The 21,048-nt window shown below is 42.4% G+C and carries 20 protein-coding genes and 1 riboswitch; of the genes, 1 reads left to right on the top strand and 19 read right to left on the bottom strand.

Features of this window, described 5'->3' with window-relative positions:
* Window positions 1-297 precede the first annotated feature (297 nt).
* From B5Y40_RS01545 to B5Y40_RS01470, 16 genes are all read right to left on the bottom strand, one after another.
* Window positions 298-1,722, bottom strand: a complete 1,425-nt coding sequence (locus B5Y40_RS01545; RefSeq protein WP_079684952.1) for an efflux transporter outer membrane subunit — start codon at window positions 1,720-1,722, stop codon at window positions 298-300.
* Window positions 1,723-1,746: 24 nt separating this feature from the next.
* Window positions 1,747-4,890, bottom strand: a complete 3,144-nt coding sequence (locus B5Y40_RS01540) for an efflux RND transporter permease subunit (RefSeq protein ID WP_079684951.1) — start codon at window positions 4,888-4,890, stop codon at window positions 1,747-1,749.
* Window positions 4,891-4,971: 81 nt separating this feature from the next.
* Window positions 4,972-6,156: an efflux RND transporter periplasmic adaptor subunit gene (locus B5Y40_RS01535; RefSeq protein ID WP_079684950.1), complete on the bottom strand. Its 1,185-nt coding sequence runs from the start codon at window positions 6,154-6,156 to the stop codon at window positions 4,972-4,974.
* Window positions 6,157-6,411: 255 nt separating this feature from the next.
* A complete protein-coding gene (locus B5Y40_RS01530; protein WP_079684949.1) occupies window positions 6,412-7,287 on the bottom strand; it encodes a helix-turn-helix domain-containing protein in 876 nt (291 codons plus the stop codon).
* A 253-nt stretch (window positions 7,288-7,540) separates the two neighbouring features.
* A complete protein-coding gene (locus tag B5Y40_RS01525) occupies window positions 7,541-8,461 on the bottom strand; it encodes a transporter family protein (protein ID WP_143785559.1) in 921 nt (306 codons plus the stop codon).
* Between the two features lie 75 nt (window positions 8,462-8,536).
* Window positions 8,537-9,604 (bottom strand): cytochrome-c peroxidase, encoded by a 1,068-nt coding sequence (locus B5Y40_RS01520; protein ID WP_079684947.1) that lies wholly within the window; start codon window positions 9,602-9,604, stop codon window positions 8,537-8,539.
* On the bottom strand, window positions 9,591-10,379 hold the full coding sequence (locus B5Y40_RS01515) for an MbnP family protein (RefSeq protein WP_079684946.1): 789 nt from the start codon (window positions 10,377-10,379) through the stop codon (window positions 9,591-9,593). Before B5Y40_RS01515 ends, B5Y40_RS01520 begins: the two co-directional genes overlap by 14 nt.
* 96 nt (window positions 10,380-10,475) lie before the next feature.
* Window positions 10,476-10,820 carry a hypothetical protein gene (locus B5Y40_RS01510; RefSeq protein ID WP_079684945.1) on the bottom strand — a complete coding sequence of 115 codons (345 nt, stop codon included), beginning with the start codon at window positions 10,818-10,820 and terminating at the stop codon, window positions 10,476-10,478.
* A 105-nt stretch (window positions 10,821-10,925) separates the two neighbouring features.
* Window positions 10,926-11,792, bottom strand: coding sequence for an alpha/beta fold hydrolase (locus B5Y40_RS01505; protein WP_079684944.1), 867 nt, complete (start codon window positions 11,790-11,792; stop codon window positions 10,926-10,928).
* A gap of 104 nt (window positions 11,793-11,896) precedes the next feature.
* Entirely contained in the window at window positions 11,897-12,550 is a 654-nt protein-coding gene (locus B5Y40_RS01500; protein WP_185145715.1) for an NAD(P)-dependent oxidoreductase, read from the bottom strand.
* Window positions 12,551-12,616: 66 nt separating this feature from the next.
* The gene (locus B5Y40_RS01495) at window positions 12,617-13,024 is read right to left on the bottom strand and encodes an RrF2 family transcriptional regulator (protein ID WP_079684942.1); all 408 of its coding nucleotides are present in this window, start codon (window positions 13,022-13,024) and stop codon (window positions 12,617-12,619) included.
* A gap of 66 nt (window positions 13,025-13,090) precedes the next feature.
* Entirely contained in the window at window positions 13,091-13,624 is a 534-nt protein-coding gene (gene cobC, locus B5Y40_RS01490) for an alpha-ribazole phosphatase (protein WP_079684941.1), read from the bottom strand.
* Window positions 13,609-14,385 (bottom strand): adenosylcobinamide-GDP ribazoletransferase, encoded by a 777-nt coding sequence (locus tag B5Y40_RS01485; protein ID WP_079684940.1) that lies wholly within the window; start codon window positions 14,383-14,385, stop codon window positions 13,609-13,611. The genes cobC and B5Y40_RS01485 overlap by 16 nt, the downstream gene beginning before the upstream one ends.
* A 36-nt stretch (window positions 14,386-14,421) precedes the next feature.
* Entirely contained in the window at window positions 14,422-15,465 is a 1,044-nt protein-coding gene (gene cobT, locus B5Y40_RS01480) for a nicotinate-nucleotide--dimethylbenzimidazole phosphoribosyltransferase (RefSeq protein ID WP_079684939.1), read from the bottom strand.
* A 3-nt stretch (window positions 15,466-15,468) separates the two neighbouring features.
* On the bottom strand, window positions 15,469-15,984 hold the full coding sequence (gene cobU / locus B5Y40_RS01475; RefSeq protein ID WP_079684938.1) for a bifunctional adenosylcobinamide kinase/adenosylcobinamide-phosphate guanylyltransferase: 516 nt from the start codon (window positions 15,982-15,984) through the stop codon (window positions 15,469-15,471).
* Between the two features lie 35 nt (window positions 15,985-16,019).
* Window positions 16,020-17,951, bottom strand: coding sequence for a TonB-dependent receptor plug domain-containing protein (locus B5Y40_RS01470; RefSeq protein ID WP_159453576.1), 1,932 nt, complete (start codon window positions 17,949-17,951; stop codon window positions 16,020-16,022).
* 131 nt (window positions 17,952-18,082) lie between these two features.
* A riboswitch (cobalamin riboswitch) is annotated at window positions 18,083-18,299 on the bottom strand.
* A 99-nt stretch (window positions 18,300-18,398) separates the two neighbouring features.
* On the opposite strand from B5Y40_RS01470, the gene B5Y40_RS01465 reads away from it, so the two are divergent.
* Window positions 18,399-18,827 (top strand): hypothetical protein, encoded by a 429-nt coding sequence (locus B5Y40_RS01465; RefSeq protein WP_079684936.1) that lies wholly within the window; start codon window positions 18,399-18,401, stop codon window positions 18,825-18,827.
* A 116-nt stretch (window positions 18,828-18,943) separates the two neighbouring features.
* On the opposite strand, the gene B5Y40_RS01460 is transcribed toward B5Y40_RS01465, so the two are convergent.
* From B5Y40_RS01460 to B5Y40_RS01450, 3 genes are all read right to left on the bottom strand, one after another.
* Complete coding sequence (locus tag B5Y40_RS01460; RefSeq protein ID WP_079684935.1) at window positions 18,944-19,153, bottom strand: zinc ribbon domain-containing protein YjdM; 210 nt, start codon at window positions 19,151-19,153, stop codon at window positions 18,944-18,946.
* Between the two features lie 66 nt (window positions 19,154-19,219).
* The gene (locus B5Y40_RS01455) at window positions 19,220-20,119 is read right to left on the bottom strand and encodes a serine hydrolase (RefSeq protein WP_079684934.1); all 900 of its coding nucleotides are present in this window, start codon (window positions 20,117-20,119) and stop codon (window positions 19,220-19,222) included.
* 123 nt (window positions 20,120-20,242) lie between these two features.
* A complete protein-coding gene (locus tag B5Y40_RS01450; RefSeq protein WP_143785558.1) occupies window positions 20,243-20,794 on the bottom strand; it encodes a hypothetical protein in 552 nt (183 codons plus the stop codon).
* Between the last annotated feature and the right edge of the window lie 254 nt (window positions 20,795-21,048).

Raw genomic sequence — 21,048 nt, 5'->3', positions numbered from 1 at the left:
ACACGGAGAAGGCTTAGGGGAAAACACTGTGTCAATATCAATGCTCAGGTCCTGTTATTCAAAGGTGTTTCTATTCAGCCACGTTGGTAAAAAAATACGCAGCTCCGAAAGAACGCTTTATAAGACAGGATCATGTACGATGGCAACGATGTGTAGACCAGCCCTCTGAATTCAGAGATCAAACCTTCCGAAATAAAAAATGGCCATCGCTGGCCATTTTATAGTTACGAGTTCTGAGCAATACACTACGAGCTTTTAACTCGTAGCGCACGACTCATACCTCAAAGTTTTTTAAAATTACTTCCAACCTCCACCGAGTGATTGGTATAGCTCAACACGTGCGCTTAATTGTTGGCGTGTGATGTCTGCTTTATCAAGTTCAGCTTGCAGCGCATTGCTCTGTGCCGTGATTACTTCGAGATAGTTGGCCATGCCACTTCTGAAAAGTAATCGCGCATTCTTCACAGCTTGTTGCAATGTCTCCACGCGTGTTGTTACAACTAGCTGTTGTGTTTTCAGTTTATCCAACCGAATCAACGCATTGGTAACCTCGTGTACTGCACCTGTTACGGACTGTCTGAATTCTATCACGCGTTGCTCACGTTCTGCTTTAGCAATTTCAAGTTGTGTTCGCAGGGTACGCCTCTGAAAGATTGGTTGTGTAAGACTTCCCATCACGGTTCCGAATAAAGATGCCGGTATATTAAACCAGTTGCTCGCTTCGTATGCATTTAGTCCGCCAGTAGCCGTAAGGTTTAGCGCAGGGTACATATTACCTTGCGCTATACCCACGCGTGCATTAGCAGCCACTAAACCTTTCTCGCTTGCGCGTACATCCGGACGATGACTCAACAGGTCGATGGGTACACCGGTTGCAAATATAGAGTCGTTCAGAATCAACGTACTCAGCTCTGTATTCCGGCTAACTGCACCAGGCCAATCGCCTAACAATAAACGAAGTCCGTTTTCCTGTATCGCTATAGCTTGCTCCAACTGCGGAACCAGTAACGCTGCAGTTTGTTGTTGCGCTACCGCTTGCTGCACGGCCAGTTCAGTCACTTCACCAGCGGTTTTCTGCAACTGCATCATCTGCACTATACTATCACTTAGGAGTACATTTCTATTTGCTATCGCGAGCTGTGCATCCATCATTAATAAATTATAGTATGCATTGGAAACCTGCGCCACAAGTTGAGTCTGTATTGCACGACCAGCTTCGAACGTCTGCAGATAATCCGCTAATGCAGCCTGCTTCGATCTTCTTATTTTTCCCCATACATCAATCTCCCACGAAATGGTTGAGCTCAATGTATAATCCTCAATGTGGTTTGTGCCAAGGAAACTGCTCAGGCTTATACCGTTCAAACTATTTCCGGAAGGATTGTTTGTAGAGGCTGATGCCTGTACACTCCATGTGGGAAGCCACGCTGCGCGTGCTTGTTTCGCGCGCGACTCTGCTATAGCAATACGTTTGATTGCGAGTTGCAAATCGAAATTATTGACTACAGCCTTATCAATCAATCGCAATAATGTGGTGTCGGTAAAAAACTCTTTCCACGATTGCGTTGCTATACTGCTGTCGGATGGCTGTACCGTTGTACCAAACTGCTGCGGGGCTTTCAGATCCGGGCGCTTGTAATTTTTACCTACCGAGCAACCCAGCAAAACAACCGCGAACAACACCACGCCTATACTACTATATATAAATCTGTTACTATACATGATTCAACAAATTAACTGTTATTACTATTCGGTAATTTCTTCAGGCTTGGGAGCACCCGTCACTTTTTCCTGCAGGTACTGGAAGATGATATATAGCACAGGGATCACAAAGATACCCAGCAATACACCCGTCAACATTCCACCGGCTGCACCTGTACTGATAGACCGGTTACCCAAAGCAGATGCTCCGTTCGCGCGCATCAGCGGCAACAAGCCCACTATAAATGCAAAGGATGTCATCAGGATTGGGCGCAGACGAAGTTTGGAAGCTTCAATAGCAGAAGCCAACAAATCCATTCCCGCTCTTCGTCTCTGCACCGCATACTCTACGATCAGAATGGCGTTCTTCGCCAACAGACCAATGAGCATGATCAGTCCTACCTGTACATATATATTATTATCGATACCGAATAAGTTTATAAAGAGAAATACTCCAAAGATCCCCAGTGGTATTGAAAGTATAACCGACAATGGAAGTATATAGCTTTCATATTGCGCTGCCAGCAGGAAGTATACAAATATGAGACAGAGTGTAAAGATGAAACCTGCCTGTCCACCGGAAGCGATTTCTTCTTTTGTCATACCGGCCCATTCGTAGCTATAGCCACGCGGCAAATATTGTGCTGCTACTTCTTCAACTGCTTTGATGGCATCCCCCGAGCTATAGCCAGGTTTCGGAACACCGTTGATCGTTACTGCGGTGAATAAGTTATTCCGTGTAACGGTCTCTGGACCATATACCCGTTCTAAGACCACGAGTGTACTGAGCGGTACCATTTCGTCATACGAGTTCTTCACATACATGCCTTTCAGAGAATTCGGATCATCACGGGAAGGAGCTTCCGCCTGCATGATCACTCTATAGAATTTACCGAAGCGGTTGAAGTCAGAAGCAAATGTACTTCCGTAATATACCTGCAGTGTCTGCAATATATCACTTACGGATACACCGAGTTGTTTTGCTTTCTTCTCGTCAACATTCAACATAAACTGCGGGTTGGCAGTATTGAATGTCGTAAATGCATACGCAATCTCCGGACGTTGCATCAACGCTCCGATCAGACCTTGCGTTGTTTCGTTTAACTTTTCGAGTGATCCACCGGTACGATCCTGCAAGATCAATTCAAAGCCGGCCATGTTACTGAAGCCTGGTACAGTAGGCATCGTAAACGTAAATATATCCGCTTCATTTATACTGGAAAGTTTTTGTTGTACCATCCCCATGATTGCATTTATATCTTTAACAGCACCTCGTTCATCATGCGGTTTCATCTTTACAAAACCAACAGCATAGTTAGAGCTGATGGAAGAGGTGATGATGTTCAACCCCGAAACACTTAAGTAGTGATTCGTTGCTTCAAGTTCATGCATCATGTTCTCTACTTTGTTTACCACTTCACGCGTACGTTGCAGTGATGCACCTGGCGGTAATGTTATAGAGTATACAAAGAAGCTCTGATCTTCATTCGGTATAAATCCGGTAGGCGTTGTGCGCAACATCCATACTGTAACACCTGTTACGATAGCAAGTCCACCTATCGTAAGCCACCTGTGCTTTACAAGGAAATGTACACTGCCGAGATACTTTTCAGTCATGGCGCTGAAGCCTGTATTAAAAGATCTGAAAAAGCGTGTGCTCCATTTGTCATTGCTATGTTCATGATCATCGGCATGATCTGATTTCAGGAACAACGCGCAAAGCGCAGGACTCAATGTTAGTGCATTGACAGCGGAAATAACGATCGCGATCGCTAATGTAAATGCGAACTGACGATAGAATACTCCCGCGGGACCTTGCATAAATCCGACGGGTATAAATACAGCAGACATCACCAATGTAATGGAAACAATCGCTCCGGAGATTTCACTCATGGATTGAATCGTAGCTTTCTTGGCACTCATTTTCGTGAGCTGCATTTTCGAGTGTACCGCCTCCACTACCACAATCGCATCATCCACTACTATACCAATGGCAAGTACAAGAGCGAACAGTGTAAGCAGGTTGATGGTAAACCCGAACAACTGCATGAAGAAGAATGTACCGATAATCGCTACAGGTACAGCTATAGCTGGAATAAGTGTAGAACGAAAATCCTGCAAGAAAATAAACACGACTATAAATACGAGTATAAATGCTTCGATCAGCGTTTCGATTACCTGTTCGATGGATTCATCCAGATACTCCTTTGTACTATAGATGTTAAAGCATGATATACCTTGAGGAAAATTACCTTTAGCCTTTTCCATCAGTTCATTGATAGAAGTCTGTATATCGTTGGCGTTGGAACCAGCCGTCTGGAAGATCGCCACACCGATACCGGATTTACCATTTACAGTAGTGTTCTGATTATAGGTATAGGAGCCGAGTTCTACACGCGCTACATCTCTGAGCCGAAGTACAGATCCATCGGCATCAGCCTTCAGTATAATATCCTCGTACTGCTTTCCTTCGTTTAACTTTCCTTTATACTTGATTACATATTCGAATGATTCCTGACTGTTTTCACCAAATCGTCCTGGAGCAGCTTCAACATTTTGTTCGCGTATAGCATCCAATACATCTTGTACTGCTAAACCATACGAAGCCAAACGATCAGGCTTCAGCCAAATGCGCATGGAGTAATCTTTCGATCCGAATACCATCGCCTGGCCTACACCAGGCACACGTTGTATTTCCGGAATGATGTTGATCTTGGCATAGTTCTGCAAAAATGTTTCGTCATACATTTTTTCATCGCTCACCAGGTTCGTCACCATGATCATACTGTTCTGTTGCTTCTGTGTAGATATACCCGCCTGCACAACTTCGGATGGCAATAAGCTGGTAGCTTTCGACACACGGTTCTGCACGTTCACAGCAGCAAGGTCAGGATCCGTACCGAGTTTGAAATATACTGTCAGGATCATAGACCCATCGTTGTTGGAGGTTGACGTCATATAGGTCATGTTCTCCACACCATTCACAGCTTCCTCTATCGGGGTGGCTACTGAACGGGCAACGACTTCAGCGTTCGCGCCAGGATATACTGCCTGCACCTGTATACTCGGTGGTGCTATATCCGGGAATTGTGTTACCGGGAGGTTCATTAATGAAAGCGTCCCCAGCAGCACAAGAATGATCGACACAACGGTGGCCAGTACCGGCCGTTCTATAAATACTTTTAACATAAGACAGAGTTTTAGTGACCGGATGATCAGTCACCCGGCTTTATTATATAATTTACTTGAGGCCTTCTTTAAAAGGTGGAATTAAAGCGGCTTCGCTTTCAGTAAGCTGTCAAGCGATAATGGCTGTGGATCAATAACAGCTCCATCGCGCAAGCGGCTCAACCCGGTATAGACAATTTTCTCGCCTGTCTTCAAACCGTTCTTTACAAAGTAATAGTTGCTGGTTTGTCCTTCGACAACAATGGGCCTGCTCACTACTTTATTGCTATCCCCTACTACGAATACAAGTACTTTGTCCTGTAGCTCGAACGTTGCGTCCTGTGGTATAACTACAGCTTCGTTGTGTACAGTAGGTATACGAACACGTCCTGTATTGCCGGAGCGTAACAGTCCTTTGTTATTTGGGAATACGGCTCTGAAACTTATAGCGCCTGTAGTTTTATCAAACTGACCTTCTACGGTTTCAACTTTTCCTTTTTCAGAGTAGAAACTATCGTCTGCCAACGTAAGCTCTACTGGCGGAAGGTTCTTGATCTTCTCTTCCAGTGTATTGCCTGGTATACGTTCTTTGAACTGAAGGAAATCAATTTCGCTCATAGAGAAGTATGCATATACTTCATTTACATCCGACAATACAGTTAATGGTTGCGCTTCGCCTCTGCCTACCAAACTACCAATCTTATGCGGAATGCGTCCTATATATCCGCTTACCGGAGCTTTCACCAATGTATATCCGAGACTGATCTGTGCATTTCCTGCCTGCGCTTTGGCTTGTGCTACATTTGCCTTTGCCGATTGCAAGCTTGCTTCCGCAGATTTCAGCTGTATATCCGATACTACATTATTCTTTACCAGTGGTGTAAGGCGATCAACTTCCAATTGTGCTTTTTCTAGATTTGCCTGCGAAGCAAGCAAGGCTGCACTGGCGTTGGAGTTTTGCTCGCGGTAGGGCTGATCATTAATGCGAAACAACGGTTGGCCTACGCGCACGTAAGCACCTTCGTCTACATAAATATGTTCAAGGTATCCATCTACCTGCGGGCGGATCTCAACATTTACTTTACCTTCTACCGTAGCCGGGAATTCGCGATAGGTTGTTGCTGCAAGATTGCTTACTGAAATTACAGGAAGTGAAGGCAGCGGTGGTTGCATGCCACCACCCGCGTTGCCGGATGATGTTGTGCAGCTATTCAATATAATTAAGAGACCGATGCTTCCGAGCACCGTCACTGTTTTTGTTACATAATTGTGACTTGACCTTTTCATATACATCTCATATTAAAAATTAAAAAATCATCTTCGAGTGAAGGAAGGTTTAGCTAACCCTCGTTCGCTTTTTCTAAAAAACATTCATGATTGAAATCTGTATTTAAGTTTTCTTCTGCAGCACCAGAAGAAAGTCTTTCACGAAGAAGTAGTGACAAAAGTTTTACTTTTATCACTATATATGTTCATTCTGAACGTGAACGGTAAAACAAAGTTAGCCTTTGAAGTCCCTTTTTAATTTACCTTATCAAGGTATTAATTGTACTTTTCGCGGATCGTGCGCTGAAAGAGTGATGGTGTATGACCGGTATGTTTTTTAAAGAACCTGTTAAAATAGGAGTCATCTTCAAAACTCAGATAGCCTGCTATCTCTTTTAAACTAAGGTCGCCCCAGAATAATAAACGCTTCGCTTCCATGATGCGTTTTTCATCAATAACCTGTTTCGCTGTTTTTCCAACGGTTGTTTTGATTACATCGTTGAGATGACCAGGGGTAATATATAGCATGTCGGCATATTGTGATACCTGTGTCTTATCACGGAAGTTTGTGTCAACATGCATCTTGAATTGTTGCACGAGTTTATTTTGAGAAGCATCCATGTGCAGTATCGGCAGTGATATCTTACGCATACGTGCGCTGCAAACTATAAATGCATTCAGCAAACTACGAATGACGATTTCACTCTTGGGTTTGTTACCTTGAAATTCTTCGAGCATCAGGTTTGCATATACTTCGAGTTCATGCACGGCAGCTTCGTCCATGTTCATGACAACGTGCCCAAACATACACTCCCAGCAAATTATCCAGCCCCGCATTTCGTGAATCAAAAAATCACGGCTGAATGATATACAAATCATCTCTGCATTTTCGGCATACTCGTATTGATGGATCTGATCAGCTCCTACCGATATAAGTGCAGGCGCTTCTATTACATGGCGTTCAAAATCAATATACTTGGTAACACTGCCTTGAAGTAAAAGTGAAATGTTATAGCCTTCCTGGCGATGAGGTACTTGGAGGTGACCCAATACTTCAAAGGGATCCATGCGGATGATTGCAAAGTCACTTGCTCCGACACATGCGCGGAGATTATAAATAGGAATGATGGTATCTGTAAAGTTTGCTTGCATAGGCTTTGGATTTAAACTCCTCCCTTCTTCCCACTGTGTACAGATAATTGAAAATCGCCCGGAAAAAGTTCATTCGTAACTCAAAAATAATATTCTAGGGTATATCTGCTGACTTCACGCACACGATGACTGAGGGTTCGAATCATGTTTCTGAAAGTAAAAACACGCATTTCGATCAGTACGCTTGTACGCGAAGTCAACAGAAAAAATTTTCCAGGATATAGACGGAGAACGCTATTTTTAATTTACACTTCTAAAAATTATAGGTCATTGAAACGCTCCATCGGTCTTTGGTGGTGATGTCTGCAATATCATCACTGTTATAGTGTTGATGTAGAGGATGTTTATAGTTGACACCAAGTGTAAAATTTTTAAAGTAAGTTTCCAATCCAGCCGAAGCAAGCAGCGCGGAACCACCCGTATTGGTTTGTATCGCTCTTCCATCTTTGTGAGATGCCGCCTGCTCATAATATATACCAGCATTGGGCAGAAATGATATCGCCTTTACATTCTGCCAATAGAACAATTGTGAGGAAGCATGAAACTGATTTCCAAACAGATAATCATTTGAGTTACGCGTGTTGATTTTATACCCGGTCTCTGTATTCAGACCTATTTTCTGATAACGCACGGTATACACGGCGGAGACCAGGAAATCTATACTACCGGTTCCCATCTGAAAATTAGGATTCACAAGTTTACCTTTATCCTGCAATTCAAATTTACCGGTTGGAAGTTTCAAGCCTCCGCCTGCCATCAAGGTATGCTTGAATTTTTTAGTCTTGTCGTCACCTGTATTGAAGAGTAAACAATTGGCAACCACAGTAATATCGCTCAGCCCCTGACTTGTAACATTCTGCTCCGACCCGCGCATTGTATTATAGGCATACGGCACGAAAGCAAACACCTGGAATTTCTTGCTCACATAAAATCTTCCCCACAACTCTACGGAGCTATAGGTATCATGCGAATACTCCGGCTTGGTATATTCGCTTTCGTGATTCATATAGGCATAGAACTTCGCCTGACTCCACCGAAGCCCTACAAAGTTCTTATTAAACTGTGGCAGTATACCATAGTAATTTCCTCCCAGTGAACATCCGCATACATCGCATGCTATAGCAGAAACCGATGTCAACGACAGGATGAGTATCAGCAGAATATATCTTTTCATATACTTCATTTTTTTAAATATTATCAGTATCGATCTGGATACTGTTGATTCTATTATACTACTATACCTTACTTCCTAAAAAGGATCCGCGAAGCGCTTATCCCTTCCGAATTCATCATCTGTTAAAGTTTTGATGAACGCTATTATTTTCAAACGTTCATCATCGGTTATCGGAATACCAAGCGAATCACCTGATCGCAACGCAGGGTCTACTGTTGGCGAGTCTTTCACCTGACGGGCGTAATGCGTCAGTACTTGTTCCAGCGTCTGAAATCGTCCGTCATGCATATAGGGAGGTGTAAGCGCAACATTGCGCAAGCTTGGTACTTTAAATTTACCGAGGTCGTCAGATAACTCTGTGATTCGGCTTCGTCCACTATCTTTTTTAAAATCAGTATCCAGTCCGTTGTTTCGATACGAACCATCTGTAAAAAGATCGGTGGCGTGGCAGGAAGAACACTTGGCTATAAAAAGATCATAGCCGGCAAGTTCCTCTGCTGAAAATTGCTCGCCTTCACCGCGAATCACTTTGTCATACTTTGCATTCGCGGAGACAAACATTACCATAAACTGTGATAGTGCATGGAGTAGTTGCTGACTGTCAATCTCCTCTTTATTAAATGCATTTTTAAAACGCTTTTGATATTCCGGAAGGTCATTTAGCCTTCTCACAACTTCTTCCATTGTATTATCCATTTCAACGTGTGAGGTAAGCGCATTAACTGGAACGAAATCAAGGTGATTGCTTCCACCATCCCAAAAGAAAGAAGATCGAAAAGCGACATTCGTCAACGCTGGTGTATTGCGTGTACCCAGTCGGTTGGCTACACCATGATTAACCCGATGAGCTGGATCTGCGAAAGCCGCCTGCTGAATGTGACAGGTGCTACACGAGATCGTGCTGTCGCCCGAGAGGCGTGTATCATAAAATAGCATTCTCCCCAGCTCAAATCCTTCTTTCGTTACGGGGTTGTTTTCAAGTGTATACGTGGCCTTCGGAAAATTAGCAGGTTGTTCCATGGTATAGGATGTATCAGCAGTGACGTCTGCATCCGAGCATCCCCACAGCAGTGGCACCATCACGGCAAAAATTAAAAAAACCGCTGGTATACCTGTGATCCCAGCCGCATTAGTTATGTACATGGTCTGCTATAAATGTGTTGAGATAGTTCTCCACCACAGGTATATTTTCCTTGGGTGACATTTGCACCGGCACGGCTGCAAAGCTTACTTGATTGGGTGATGCAAAGAATTTTAATACATCTACGATCATATGTACTTCCGGAGTTTTATCGGAAGCAACTTTCGCAGCCGTGAACGTAACCGTTTTGGTTTTTACATTATTAGCAGAACTCGGATTGGTATCAATTATTTTATATCCACCTACATGATACATCACAGCTTTATTCTCTTCTGTGGATGCTGCAGATATACCTTCAAACTTTAAGAATATATAGCCACTGTTCCAGCTCCAGAACATATCGTTCGCTATATCCAGTGCGCCCGTCTGTGCACCTTCCGTTACGCGGTTTGCGTCTACACCAATGGTAAAGGTCATGCTGGTATAACTTCCGGCAGGTACGTTGTTCAATGTTATTAACTGCGATACAGCATTCGCTTCATCCACCAGGTAATATCCTTTGGAACCATCCGCAGTAACTTCATCCTGGTAAATAGACCCGTCTTCACGGGTAAGTATAATGTTGCTTATATAGTATTTCAGCATGGTCACTTTAAAAGTTTCACCGGCAGCATTCGTATATACTTCTTCGGTTGTATTCAGTGTGAGGTCGTCCTCTCCAACAACGTTGTCAAATTCAATTTCGATTGAACCCGACTGCGGGTTTTCATCGTCTGAACAGGAGGTCAGTAAAATAAAAGCAATAGCAAGAACAGAAAGAGATAATATCTTTTTCATAACCAAAATTCGTAAAATGTTAAAAAATAATAATGACGAAACAGACAGCGCTTGTTAACTACAAGGCCTGCTTACGTGAGAATAAGAAAAGAATGGTTATGCTAAAGAAGGCGGGTGAAAGATGGCAGGTAACGGTGCAGTATACTTCCTGTTTTTAACATATATATTTGAAGTATCGGCAATTGCATTACGTTCTATATTCAAAGCGAAGTCGTGCTGTTGAACAAACAATAAAATTTCGTGTGCGTTTGAAAAAAATGGAGGAATACTTTGATCACTGGTATCCTGATGGACAACAGGAAGCCCTTCGTTAAAATCATAATCGCTGCTACATAAAGCGATCGGGATCTCCGAGATAAGACCGATTGTATAGGCTATATCGTGGCGCTGTTGATATATATAGGAAAGAATACCCAACCTGCTGCCGCAATGCAGTGTCATGCTTAAAAGAATTACATAGCAGATTATTTTCCTGAACACGGCCGCAAGGTAAATCAGGAAGCAATAGGAACCAATATGAAATATCTAAAAACTTAATGGGCTTTATTATTGTGGAAGTACCCTTTTCAGAAAATCATCGATGTGTGCTGCGATCTCTGCATGAAACTCTTCCAATGCGAAATGGCCTGTATTCAGTAAATGAATTTCTGCGTCTGGCAAATCTTTTTTATATGCCACGGCACCTTTGTCTGTAAACAGGGCATCATTTTTCCCCCAGGTTATCAATGCCGGAGGTTGATGATCGCGAAGGTATTTCTGCCACACCGGATACAGCGTAATGTTGTTGCGATAGTCGTAAAGGAGATCAAGTTGAATTTTTTTATTGCCTTCACGGTCTAAAAATAATTGATCATAGAGGTACGCATCCGGACTTATTTTCTCCGGGGATTCAACTCCATCCATGTATTGCATCTTAGTACCCTCTATGGTAAGTATACCACGCATGGCATTTTCGGTTTCTTCATTTCGATTCGCCCAGAAACGTTTTCCATCTTCGATAGCAGGTCCTAATCCTTCTTCATACGCATTTGCATTTTGAATGATGAGCGCCTGAATCTGTGCAGGTCTTCTCACTGCGATTCTATAGCCCACGGGGGAGCCATAATCCTGCATGTATATACTAAACTTTGAAAGCTTCAGAGCATCGATGAATTTCTCTATGGTCATCGAGAGATTATCAAAGGTATAGGAGTATATATTCCGGTCGGGCATGTCGCTGTTGCCGAAAGCCGGATAGTCGGGAGCGATGAGGTGATAATCATCCGCAAGATCATACATAAGATCGCGATACATATGCGATGATGAGGGAAATCCGTGGAGTAAAAGAATCAGTGGATTGAACGGAGAGCCTGCTTCACGATAGAATATTTTTATTCCATCAACAGATATAGTCTTGTGAAGAACTGATGCCATTTTTTTGGAATTTGGGGTGATGAAAGCAGCGAGTTGTCAGCCACGCATTAGAGAAGTATACTATATTCCTTATAACGTGAAAGCCGGCAACTCGCCGTTAATTTTTAATACGCTGCAGTAAAGCGTTTACGGATGAATTTTTTATTATCCAATTCGTCTATCAATACTATACTTAGATCTTCAGGAGAAAGTCTGCTCGCGCCATTTGCATCGAATACAGGTTGATCCGTTCCCAGACGATATTTACCCGTGCGACCATCTTTTATACCGTGGTGCATTTCTATTGCAGGACTAAAGAATGTCCAATCCAATGCATCTTCCTTACGGATGATATTTAAATAATCACGCGCAGCCAACGCACCAGATTTCCATTCGGCAGGGAATTGTGGTGTATCTACCAATTGGACACCTGGAGCGATCTCGAGACTACCACCTCCACCTACTACGATCAAACGTTTCACTCCGGATTTTTTCACGCCTTCCTGTATAGCTTGTGAACCTTTCAGAAAATCATCATATAGGTTTGGGTTTTGCCAGCCTGCATTATAGGAGCTGATAACAGCATCGTGACCACTTACAAGCTTGGCAATTTCATCTGTATTGAAAACATCACCTTTTTTAGCCTGAAGGTTGGGATGTTTCTCTGTAATCTTTTCAGGATTACGCACAATCGCTGTTACCTGGTGGCCGCGATCCAATGCTTCTTTCAAAATGTGCGAACCAACAAATCCTGAGGCTCCGATCAATGCAATTTTCATGATTATAAATTTTAATGGTTAATGTATATTGTAATAATTTTTATTACAGTTTAATTCAAAAAAAATTCAATTGAACCGGTTTGTAAATTCTGACAATGTTGTTTTGTCGAGTTTCTTCACCAGTGCCTCTTCAGCTTCATCAAAAAGATTATTCAAATGCTTATCAATTTGTTTCCCCACGAGGCACTTCGGATTCGGTGTATTCTTGGTTTGTCCTAATACAGGTGTCTGCCGAACCGCCTTGTATATATCCGAGAGACGAATCTGCTTCGAAGGCTTTGCCAACATAAAGCCGCCTGCTTTGCCTTCTTTGCTTGCTACGAGTCCGTGTTTCTTCAGATTACTGATCTCCTTGCGTACCAGCACGGGGTTAATATTTATACTCCCAGCCATGAATTCGGACGACACTAACTCGTTTGGAAACCTGTCCAGCAAAGTCAGGATATGCAAAGAGATGGAAAATCGGCCGTTCATACTGTAATCTTATTTATTACAGTACAAATGTAGAAAGCTTTTGGTTCAACGCAAGAAAAAATAATTTTATACTTGGAAGCGGATGATTTCTCCGTACGCTGACTGATACGCCATGGCGTCTTTGAGCGAGATTTTGTCAATGAGCGCTTTCATTGATTTGATAACGCCTCCGTGGGTAACAACGGCGATTGTCTGATGATCTGAAGTGGCAATAGCTTCCAGGAAATTTTTAACACGGCTTACAAGCTGCAAGTATGATTCTCCATTGGGACAACATTCTTCCTCGTAGTTGTCCATCCAGCGCATCAATGCTGTTTGTTCTATAGTATCCCAACGCTGCATTTCCCAATCACCGAAATTCAATTCTTTTAAACGATCGTCTGTTATGATGTGAACATTGCTTTGAGCCGCTATAGCAGCTGCCAACCTGGCACATCGCTCTAGCGGACTGGTATATATTATCTGTATGTGCTGGGGAATCTTTGAAAGTATAGATCGAACTTCCTCTTCAAAAGCATGCGTAACCGGGATATCGGAATGCCCATAGCAAACACCTTTGGCAACGTCTGGTGTGGTATGGCGGATTACATAAATCTCCATAACGCCAGGATACTTAAATAGATTACAACTTCATTTACCTGTTGTGTTGCACCCAGGCAGTCACCGGTATATCCGCTAATCCATTTCTTAAAATACCATCGCAGATATATAGTCACTAATACTACAGGAATAACGACTGCCAGCATCAACATATTAATATATACCAATATCGCCAGCGGTATAATGGCCCACAATGAAGCTATCAAAAGGTTTTTTAAACGCAACTGCTGAGCGACAGGCTTAGCTTTACTATCGGCATCTTCACGGGCATATACAGAGGTGAAAATTATCATCACTGCAGACAATCTGCTGAGCGAATGCGCTGTAACCAGTATCAAAGCAAAGTACAATCCTGGAAGAGAACCAAATTGTAACAACGAGAAAAATTTCAGGAGCAGAATAAAGATTAACCCAACAACGCCATACGTCCCTACCCGGCTATCTTTCATGATCGTCAGGATTTTTTCTTTCGTCCAACCGCCACCAAAGCCATCGCATACATCAGCCAAACCATCTTCATGAAAAGCACCGGTAATGAATATACCAGCCACTATAGAAAGAATTATACTTATCTCGCCAGGAAATAAATATTTACTGCCTGCAAAAATCAACCACGAAAAGGCCGCTACAATCCAGCCGACCAACGGAAAGTAACGCGTAGCTTCATTGAGATTTGCCGCATCGTGATCCACCCAACGCGGACAAGGTATACGCGTGTAGAACATTACAGCTGTAAAAAATATCTGAAGCTCTCGTCTCAAGAAATTATTTATATTATAAGTATTTCGCTTTCAGCCTTACGCTTTCTTCCCGCTTACGCTAGCCGATTCAAAACTCGCCATCTGATTTAGAAACGCTACTGCAGATTGTACAATAGGATACGCTACCGCTGCACCCGTGCCTTCGCCAAGGCGCATATTTAAATCAAGCAGTGGCTTCACATCGAGCGCCTGCAACATGAGGGTATGTCCTTTCTCCTGCGACTGATGACAAAATATACTATAGTCGCGTACGGCAGGTTCTATAGCCTGCGCTACCAGGTATGCTGATGTTGTAATGAAACCATCTACGAGTATAATCATTCCAAGTTCTGCCGCCTGCAACATCGCCCCTACTATCTGGGCGATTTCGAAACCACCAAATGTAGCGAGCATGGCAATCGGTGTATCATGTTTGTTGTATTGCTTCAGCGCTTCTGTGACAACGGCTGTTTTATGCTGGAGTGCACTCTCATTTAATCCTGTACCAAGACCGACACATTGCGCTACAGGTATATCACAGAATAAACTCATCAATGCGCTCGCAGAAGTTGTATTCCCGATACCCATCTCTCCAAAGCCGATAATGTTACAACCTTTGGCATGTATACTCTTTATAATTTCGGAGGAAGATTCTATACACCGCTGTGCTTGCTCGATTGTCATGGCCTGTCCTTTTAAAAAATTACGGGTGCCTTTGCCAACCTTATTATACACAAGACCTTCGAGACCTTCCGGAAAATCATAGTTAACACCAGCGTCCACTACGTTCAATGTTATACCATGCTGCTTGCAGAAAACATTGATGGCAGCACCACCTTGTATAAAATTCATTACCATCTGCCAGGTAACTTCTTGCGGATAAGCACTCACGCCTTCTTCTACGATACCGTGATCGCCCGCGAAAACAAGTATATGTGGATTGGACAGCGATGGTGTGAGCGTCTGTTGAATGGTGCCTATTTGCAATGCCAGTTCCTCTAACCGACCTAACGCTCCCAATGGTTTTGTTTTCTGATCGATCTTCCGCTTGAGCGATTGTTCCAGGGAGGTATTGACAGGCTTAATCTTAAATTTCTTCATACGTTAATGCGTTGCAGGTTTTATTCTGACCGGTATACCCGACACCATAAAAATTACTTCTTCGGCTTGTGATGCTATATATTGATTAGCCCATCCTTGTAGGTCTACAAACTTTCTTCCCACTTCGGTATCAGCATGAAGTCCCATGCCGATCTCATTTGTAATGATGATGAAAGTCGCTGCCTGTGCAGCGACTTTATCAATCTCGTTTTTGAATTCGACCAATGCAGCCTCTATATCTTGCTGATGATCGACAAAAAAATTAGTAAGCCAAAGCGTCACACAGTCTATTACTACAACGCTGCCGTCAAGCGGCAATGTACTTATATACTTCTCTGCTTCATAGTTGGTCCACTCCGGGCCACGCTCCTGTTGATGCCGCCTGATCCTGCTTTTAAAGTCCTCGTCCCATACCCGTGCCGTAGCAACGTATACCGGTTGCTCCGTTGCCTGCTTTGCACGTTCTTGCGCATAACGGCTCTTTCCACTACGGGCACCTCCGGTTACGAGAATTATCATAGCACTTGGTTTACTAAGTATTATTACTCAAATAATTAAAGACTAAAGGAAACACCTACATTTCCATTTATACCCATCGTAGTATAGCCATAGGTTTCGTAGTAGTCTTTATCCAGTATGTTTCGTACATCGGCAAACACCTTTAACTTCCCGGCAAGGAATTTATACTCTGCGTAAACATCCAGCAGTTCATAAGCATCCATTGCAACAAGGTCATTATTAAACGTTGTAGAATTAAAGAAAAGATCATTGCGTTTACCAAAGGTTTTCAGGTTGGCGCTTACAAACAGATTGCTTGTTACAGCATAGCCTATATTTATACCTACGGAGTGTTTCGGCCGTCTGATCAGGTTATTATAAGTGGTATCGCGTTCCGGTGTAAGCTTCGTGGTAAGATCGCCTTCTACAAATGCGTAAAATGCTTTCAGCTTTATTTTATCGGTTACGGCAAACTCTGTCTCCAGTTCAACACCTTTATCATTCTGCTTATCCATATTAATATAACCCGGATACAGATATACAATTACATTTTCAATCTTTCTTGAGAAGGCCGTTGCGCGGAGAACCAGTTTATCATTCAAAACAGTAAAATCAACTCCGGCTTCGATATTTTTACTTTTCTCAGGTTCCAGGTTTTCGTTGCCATAGCTTTTGTTATACAACTGATCAACTACGGGTGTCTTGAACCCGGTCGAGTAATTGGCAAACAACTTGATTTTGCGATTGATAAGATACGATGGATTTATACTATAGATAAATGTATTACCAAACTGCGAATGGTGTACAAATCGTCCTCCCAGTTCAGCCGAAAAGCCTTGTATATCTTTTATAAAAAATGAAGCATAGGGACTGAGCATATCGAGTGACGATTCTTTTAGTGCATCTGATCCTTCAACATTCATTTTTTGATTCTGGTAATTTACACCACCTAATGCCTGGAAATGTTCTGCAAGGTTATAGTTTACAAATGCTTCTGCATTATGAAATTTACCGGTATAGGAGGTTGTGGCGATTATCGCAGGATCAAAAAAATCGGGTTGTATATAGTCGCGACCGATCTTATTGTAGCCATATTGAATGTTTAAAGCACCTTTGGAAAAGGCTATCTGACTATTAAGACCGGCATTGAAAAATTTAGATTCATAGTCGGAGTTTTTATCATCACTAAATGCACCGGCATCATATTTACCATCAAACTTGCTGTAGCGCACAAATGGTCTGATTGAAATATTATCTGTTGGTTTGATACCTACATTTACCTGTACCGAATTCTGCTTGTATCCATCTTTATCAAAGTTACCTGTATCCGCAGTATCTTTTGCTTCGCTTATACCGTCTGTCTTTAAATATGTATAGCCTACATTATAGTCTATAATACTGGTTGTGCCGGCCACTACCAGGTTACCCTTACGAGTATTATAGCTTCCATAGCCTGCCATACCAGAAACACCTACCGGCTTATCACCTTTCTTTTTTGTAATGATGTTGATAACACCAGCTATAGCATCGGTTCCATATAATGTCGACTGACTGCCTTTGAGAATTTCAATACGCTCGATCTGATCGATCGGCAACATACGCAGATCAAATGCACCTCCACCGATACTGCTCGGGTCGTTCAACGGTATACCATCCAGCAACACCAATGTATACTCACTCTTGGCGCCACGCAGGTATACCGATTTGTCTTTACCCGGATTGCTGTTCGCTCCGGTTATAACTATACCCACCTGTTCGTTGAGTACTTGTGCCAGATCTTTACCAGCACTGCGGCTTAATTGTTCTTCATCGATAACGGTTAAAACCTTACCGGTTTCACTTTGGTTTTTTGGAAATTTTGTAGCGGTGATAACGACTTCATCGAGGTTAGATAAAGCCAATGAATCCTGCTGAGCAATTGTTTTATTTGGCGCCAACAACCAAACGGCAATCAACGTGATTGCCCATACTTTTCTCTCCTTTTTCATTACTAGGTTTTTTAAGGGATCTGTGAAAAAAGAGTAAAAGGCTTGAATGAGATCAAAGCGTGTGATTGCGTGAGTAGTATAGGCAATCATCGTCAAGGTCACATCCATTGCTTTTTACCCGAAGCACTGAATTGAATTTGTTTGTAGTGGCAGGTCTCCTGGCTTTCCCAGCTCTTGCTTGCCTTCTCATTCATCGATTTATGAATAATGACTTTTCTTGCACGAGCACAGACTTTAGTATACCTAAAGTCGGGATTACAGTAGCGGGAACTGCTCCGGAGTTACACCGGAATTCCCTTTTAATCTCATCACCCACAGGTGATAAAAACCAATACAGCTGCAAGTATAGCTGTAATTTTAATCTTGTTCAACTGCGCTTGTTAGCCATTAGCCGATTAACAATGTCTTGTGAATTACGAACTGCTATATTTGCATGTCTGATAGTATATGGCAAAAAAAATCCTGATCGTTCCCTTCCTGCTTGTTTCGATTACAACGTTTTCGCAAATCGCCAAAGACATCATGATTGGTGTAGGAACCGACCTGATGAAAACCGACAATGATAATATTGCCGGCAAAGCCCAGATTGGCGTAGAAGGTAATTATTTTCTGACGCGAAATCTTACTGCCACCGGAGGCATTGAAATCTGGACAGCCGATGAAGTTAGTTTTGTAACCGGTATACGGTGGTTTCCGGTCGAAGAAGCTTTTGTACGCTTCCGCGGATTAATTGGTGAGAACGATCTTTCCCTAGGGGGCGGCTGGATGAAACCGCTTGATGAAAACTGGAAATTTGAAGCTATCGGTGATTTTTATTTCAAAGGAGAGTTTTCTATTCGTGCAGGGTTTATATATCTCATCCGAAGGAATTACTGATTCGAACAACAATACCATTCCACAAAGTATACCTGAGATATATTCTAAAACATACTCAGTATGAATACTGAATATGTTTAGTCTTCATGAGTATCTTGAACAGGCTTCGTGCCGTCTTACATCTTCTTCAGAAATTCTGTTCTTAGCACAATGCTACTTCCGTTTACGCGGCAATCCACTTCATTGGCATCTTCAGTAAGCTTAATCTTTTTAACAACCGTACCGCGCTTTAAGGTAAGCGAAGAACCTTTTACTTTCAGATCTTTAATTAATGTAACTGAATCTCCATCGTTCAGCACGTTGCCATTACTGTCTTTAACTTCCATGTGTTAGTATACTAATTATGGCTGCAAGATAAAGCTTTAATTTACCGAATAAGAATATCGTCTAAATTATGGCTGCATCATATAGCTATAAATCATTTCCGAAACAGAAGCCATGGCTGCTATCGCTGCCTTTTCATCTTTTGCTTCTTTGGATAACAGCACTACTATATACTTTCGTCCATCGGGAAGAAATACGATACCCGAATCGTGATTCACACCGGCAATGTTTCCGGTCTTGTGGGCAACCTTAACATCCTTCGGGAGTTTTGCAGGAATGATTTCATTAAACTTCTGATCCGAAAGTATACCAATCATAATCTGGGATGCTTCCGGATTAACGGCTTCACCGTTCGCTATCTTTTCGAAGATCACCATCAAGTCGTAAGCGGTAGTTGTATTTATAAGTCCTCGATCAAAAGCTTTAGCATCCTCCACGCCTCGTAACACTTGTATATCTCTGGCACCGAGATCGCGCATCGTCTGCGTTACATTTTTAGCATCGACCAGTTCAATAATTAAGTTCGTAGCCAGATTACTGCTGGCAATAATCATGTCGTACGCGAGTGAAGAAATCGATCGCTTTTCACCCAGGTGATTATATAGTTCCTGCTCACTATCATCTTGCGGGTCTAACGTAAACACGCTGCTGTCTACTATACTTTTAAATTCATTCTTTAAGACAATAGAATCTGTCAGTGAAAATTTGCCAGCCACTACCTGTTTGCATACCTCTATCAACACGGGTGTTTTCATAGTGCTGGCGGCATGAAAACTTTCACGTTCATCAATCAATATTTCTTCGCCTGTCGTTAAATCTTTAAACGCTACAGCGAAAACGCCAGACTGTTGCCCGAGTACCGATGCTATATTCTTGCCCAGTTTCTCTTTCGTTACTTTCGATTGACAGGATAAAAGCATGATTATGCACGATGCTATCAGCAGTGTATCTGACTTTAGAGTTCTCATTATGTATATATTCGTTTCAAGATAGAAACAAAAAAAGGCTTCTGGATAGAAGCCTTATTGAATTTGTTTACCTGATAACGGATCGGGTAGATAACCCGTAGTAGCCCAATGAAAAATCTTATGTTATTTTGAACGTCTTGATACCGGGAACATTTGGCAGAAGTCGCAGTTCAATCCGCTGTCGCATGCACAGGCAGAAGCCACGAATTGACGTGTACCCGTGATCTGAACTGTTTTACTTGCCACTACCCGGTTGGTGGTTATGGATCCTCCACCTTGTGTCATAATTTTTGTATTCTCATTCGCATTGAATGTACCCTCGATGGATAGTTCACCACGATCAAGAACCTGAATATTTTTTATGGCAGTAGACTGCGCAATTATATCGCCTTTAATATATAGTTTGCCTTCGCCTGCAACGATGAGTTCAAGATCCTGACGGATAACGAGATCTCCTTCGATCAGCAACACACCCCGTACTTCCAATACTGTATTTGGACCAATGTTACAATTCTCTTTTACAGTAACAGATCTGCCCGCTTCAATCAGGAATTTACTTTTATCTTCCAATGAAGATATAGTAGTTTTCGTTGCTGTTTCAGGTGCAACAGAAATCCCAAAGAAGTTGCTGAAAAGAAAAAAAACCGCGGTTATTGAACTGATCATTAAATTCATAGGGCTATACATTTTTGTGGTCGTCTATATGGTGCAACGTTTGTGTTTACCATGAAACTGTTTTCAAATATGGCGAAACAGAAACCAACGGAAATCAGCCAATTCTGATTTTAAAAATTCATTCCCTTAGACGGTTTTTATTCATTTTTGAAGAGGAAAAAGCCTTTTTCAAACAACTGATGGGCTGTACGCACGCACCGTGTGTGGTCCATCGGATAACCACGTTGTGAAGGGATCAGAATATTTCCCTATAT

The sequence above is a fragment of the Ohtaekwangia koreensis genome (assembly GCF_900167975.1).
Taxonomy (GTDB): domain Bacteria; phylum Bacteroidota; class Bacteroidia; order Cytophagales; family Cyclobacteriaceae; genus Ohtaekwangia; species Ohtaekwangia koreensis.
The sequence above is the reverse complement of the archived record's forward strand: the minus strand, read 5'-3'. Positions and strand labels throughout refer to the sequence as shown.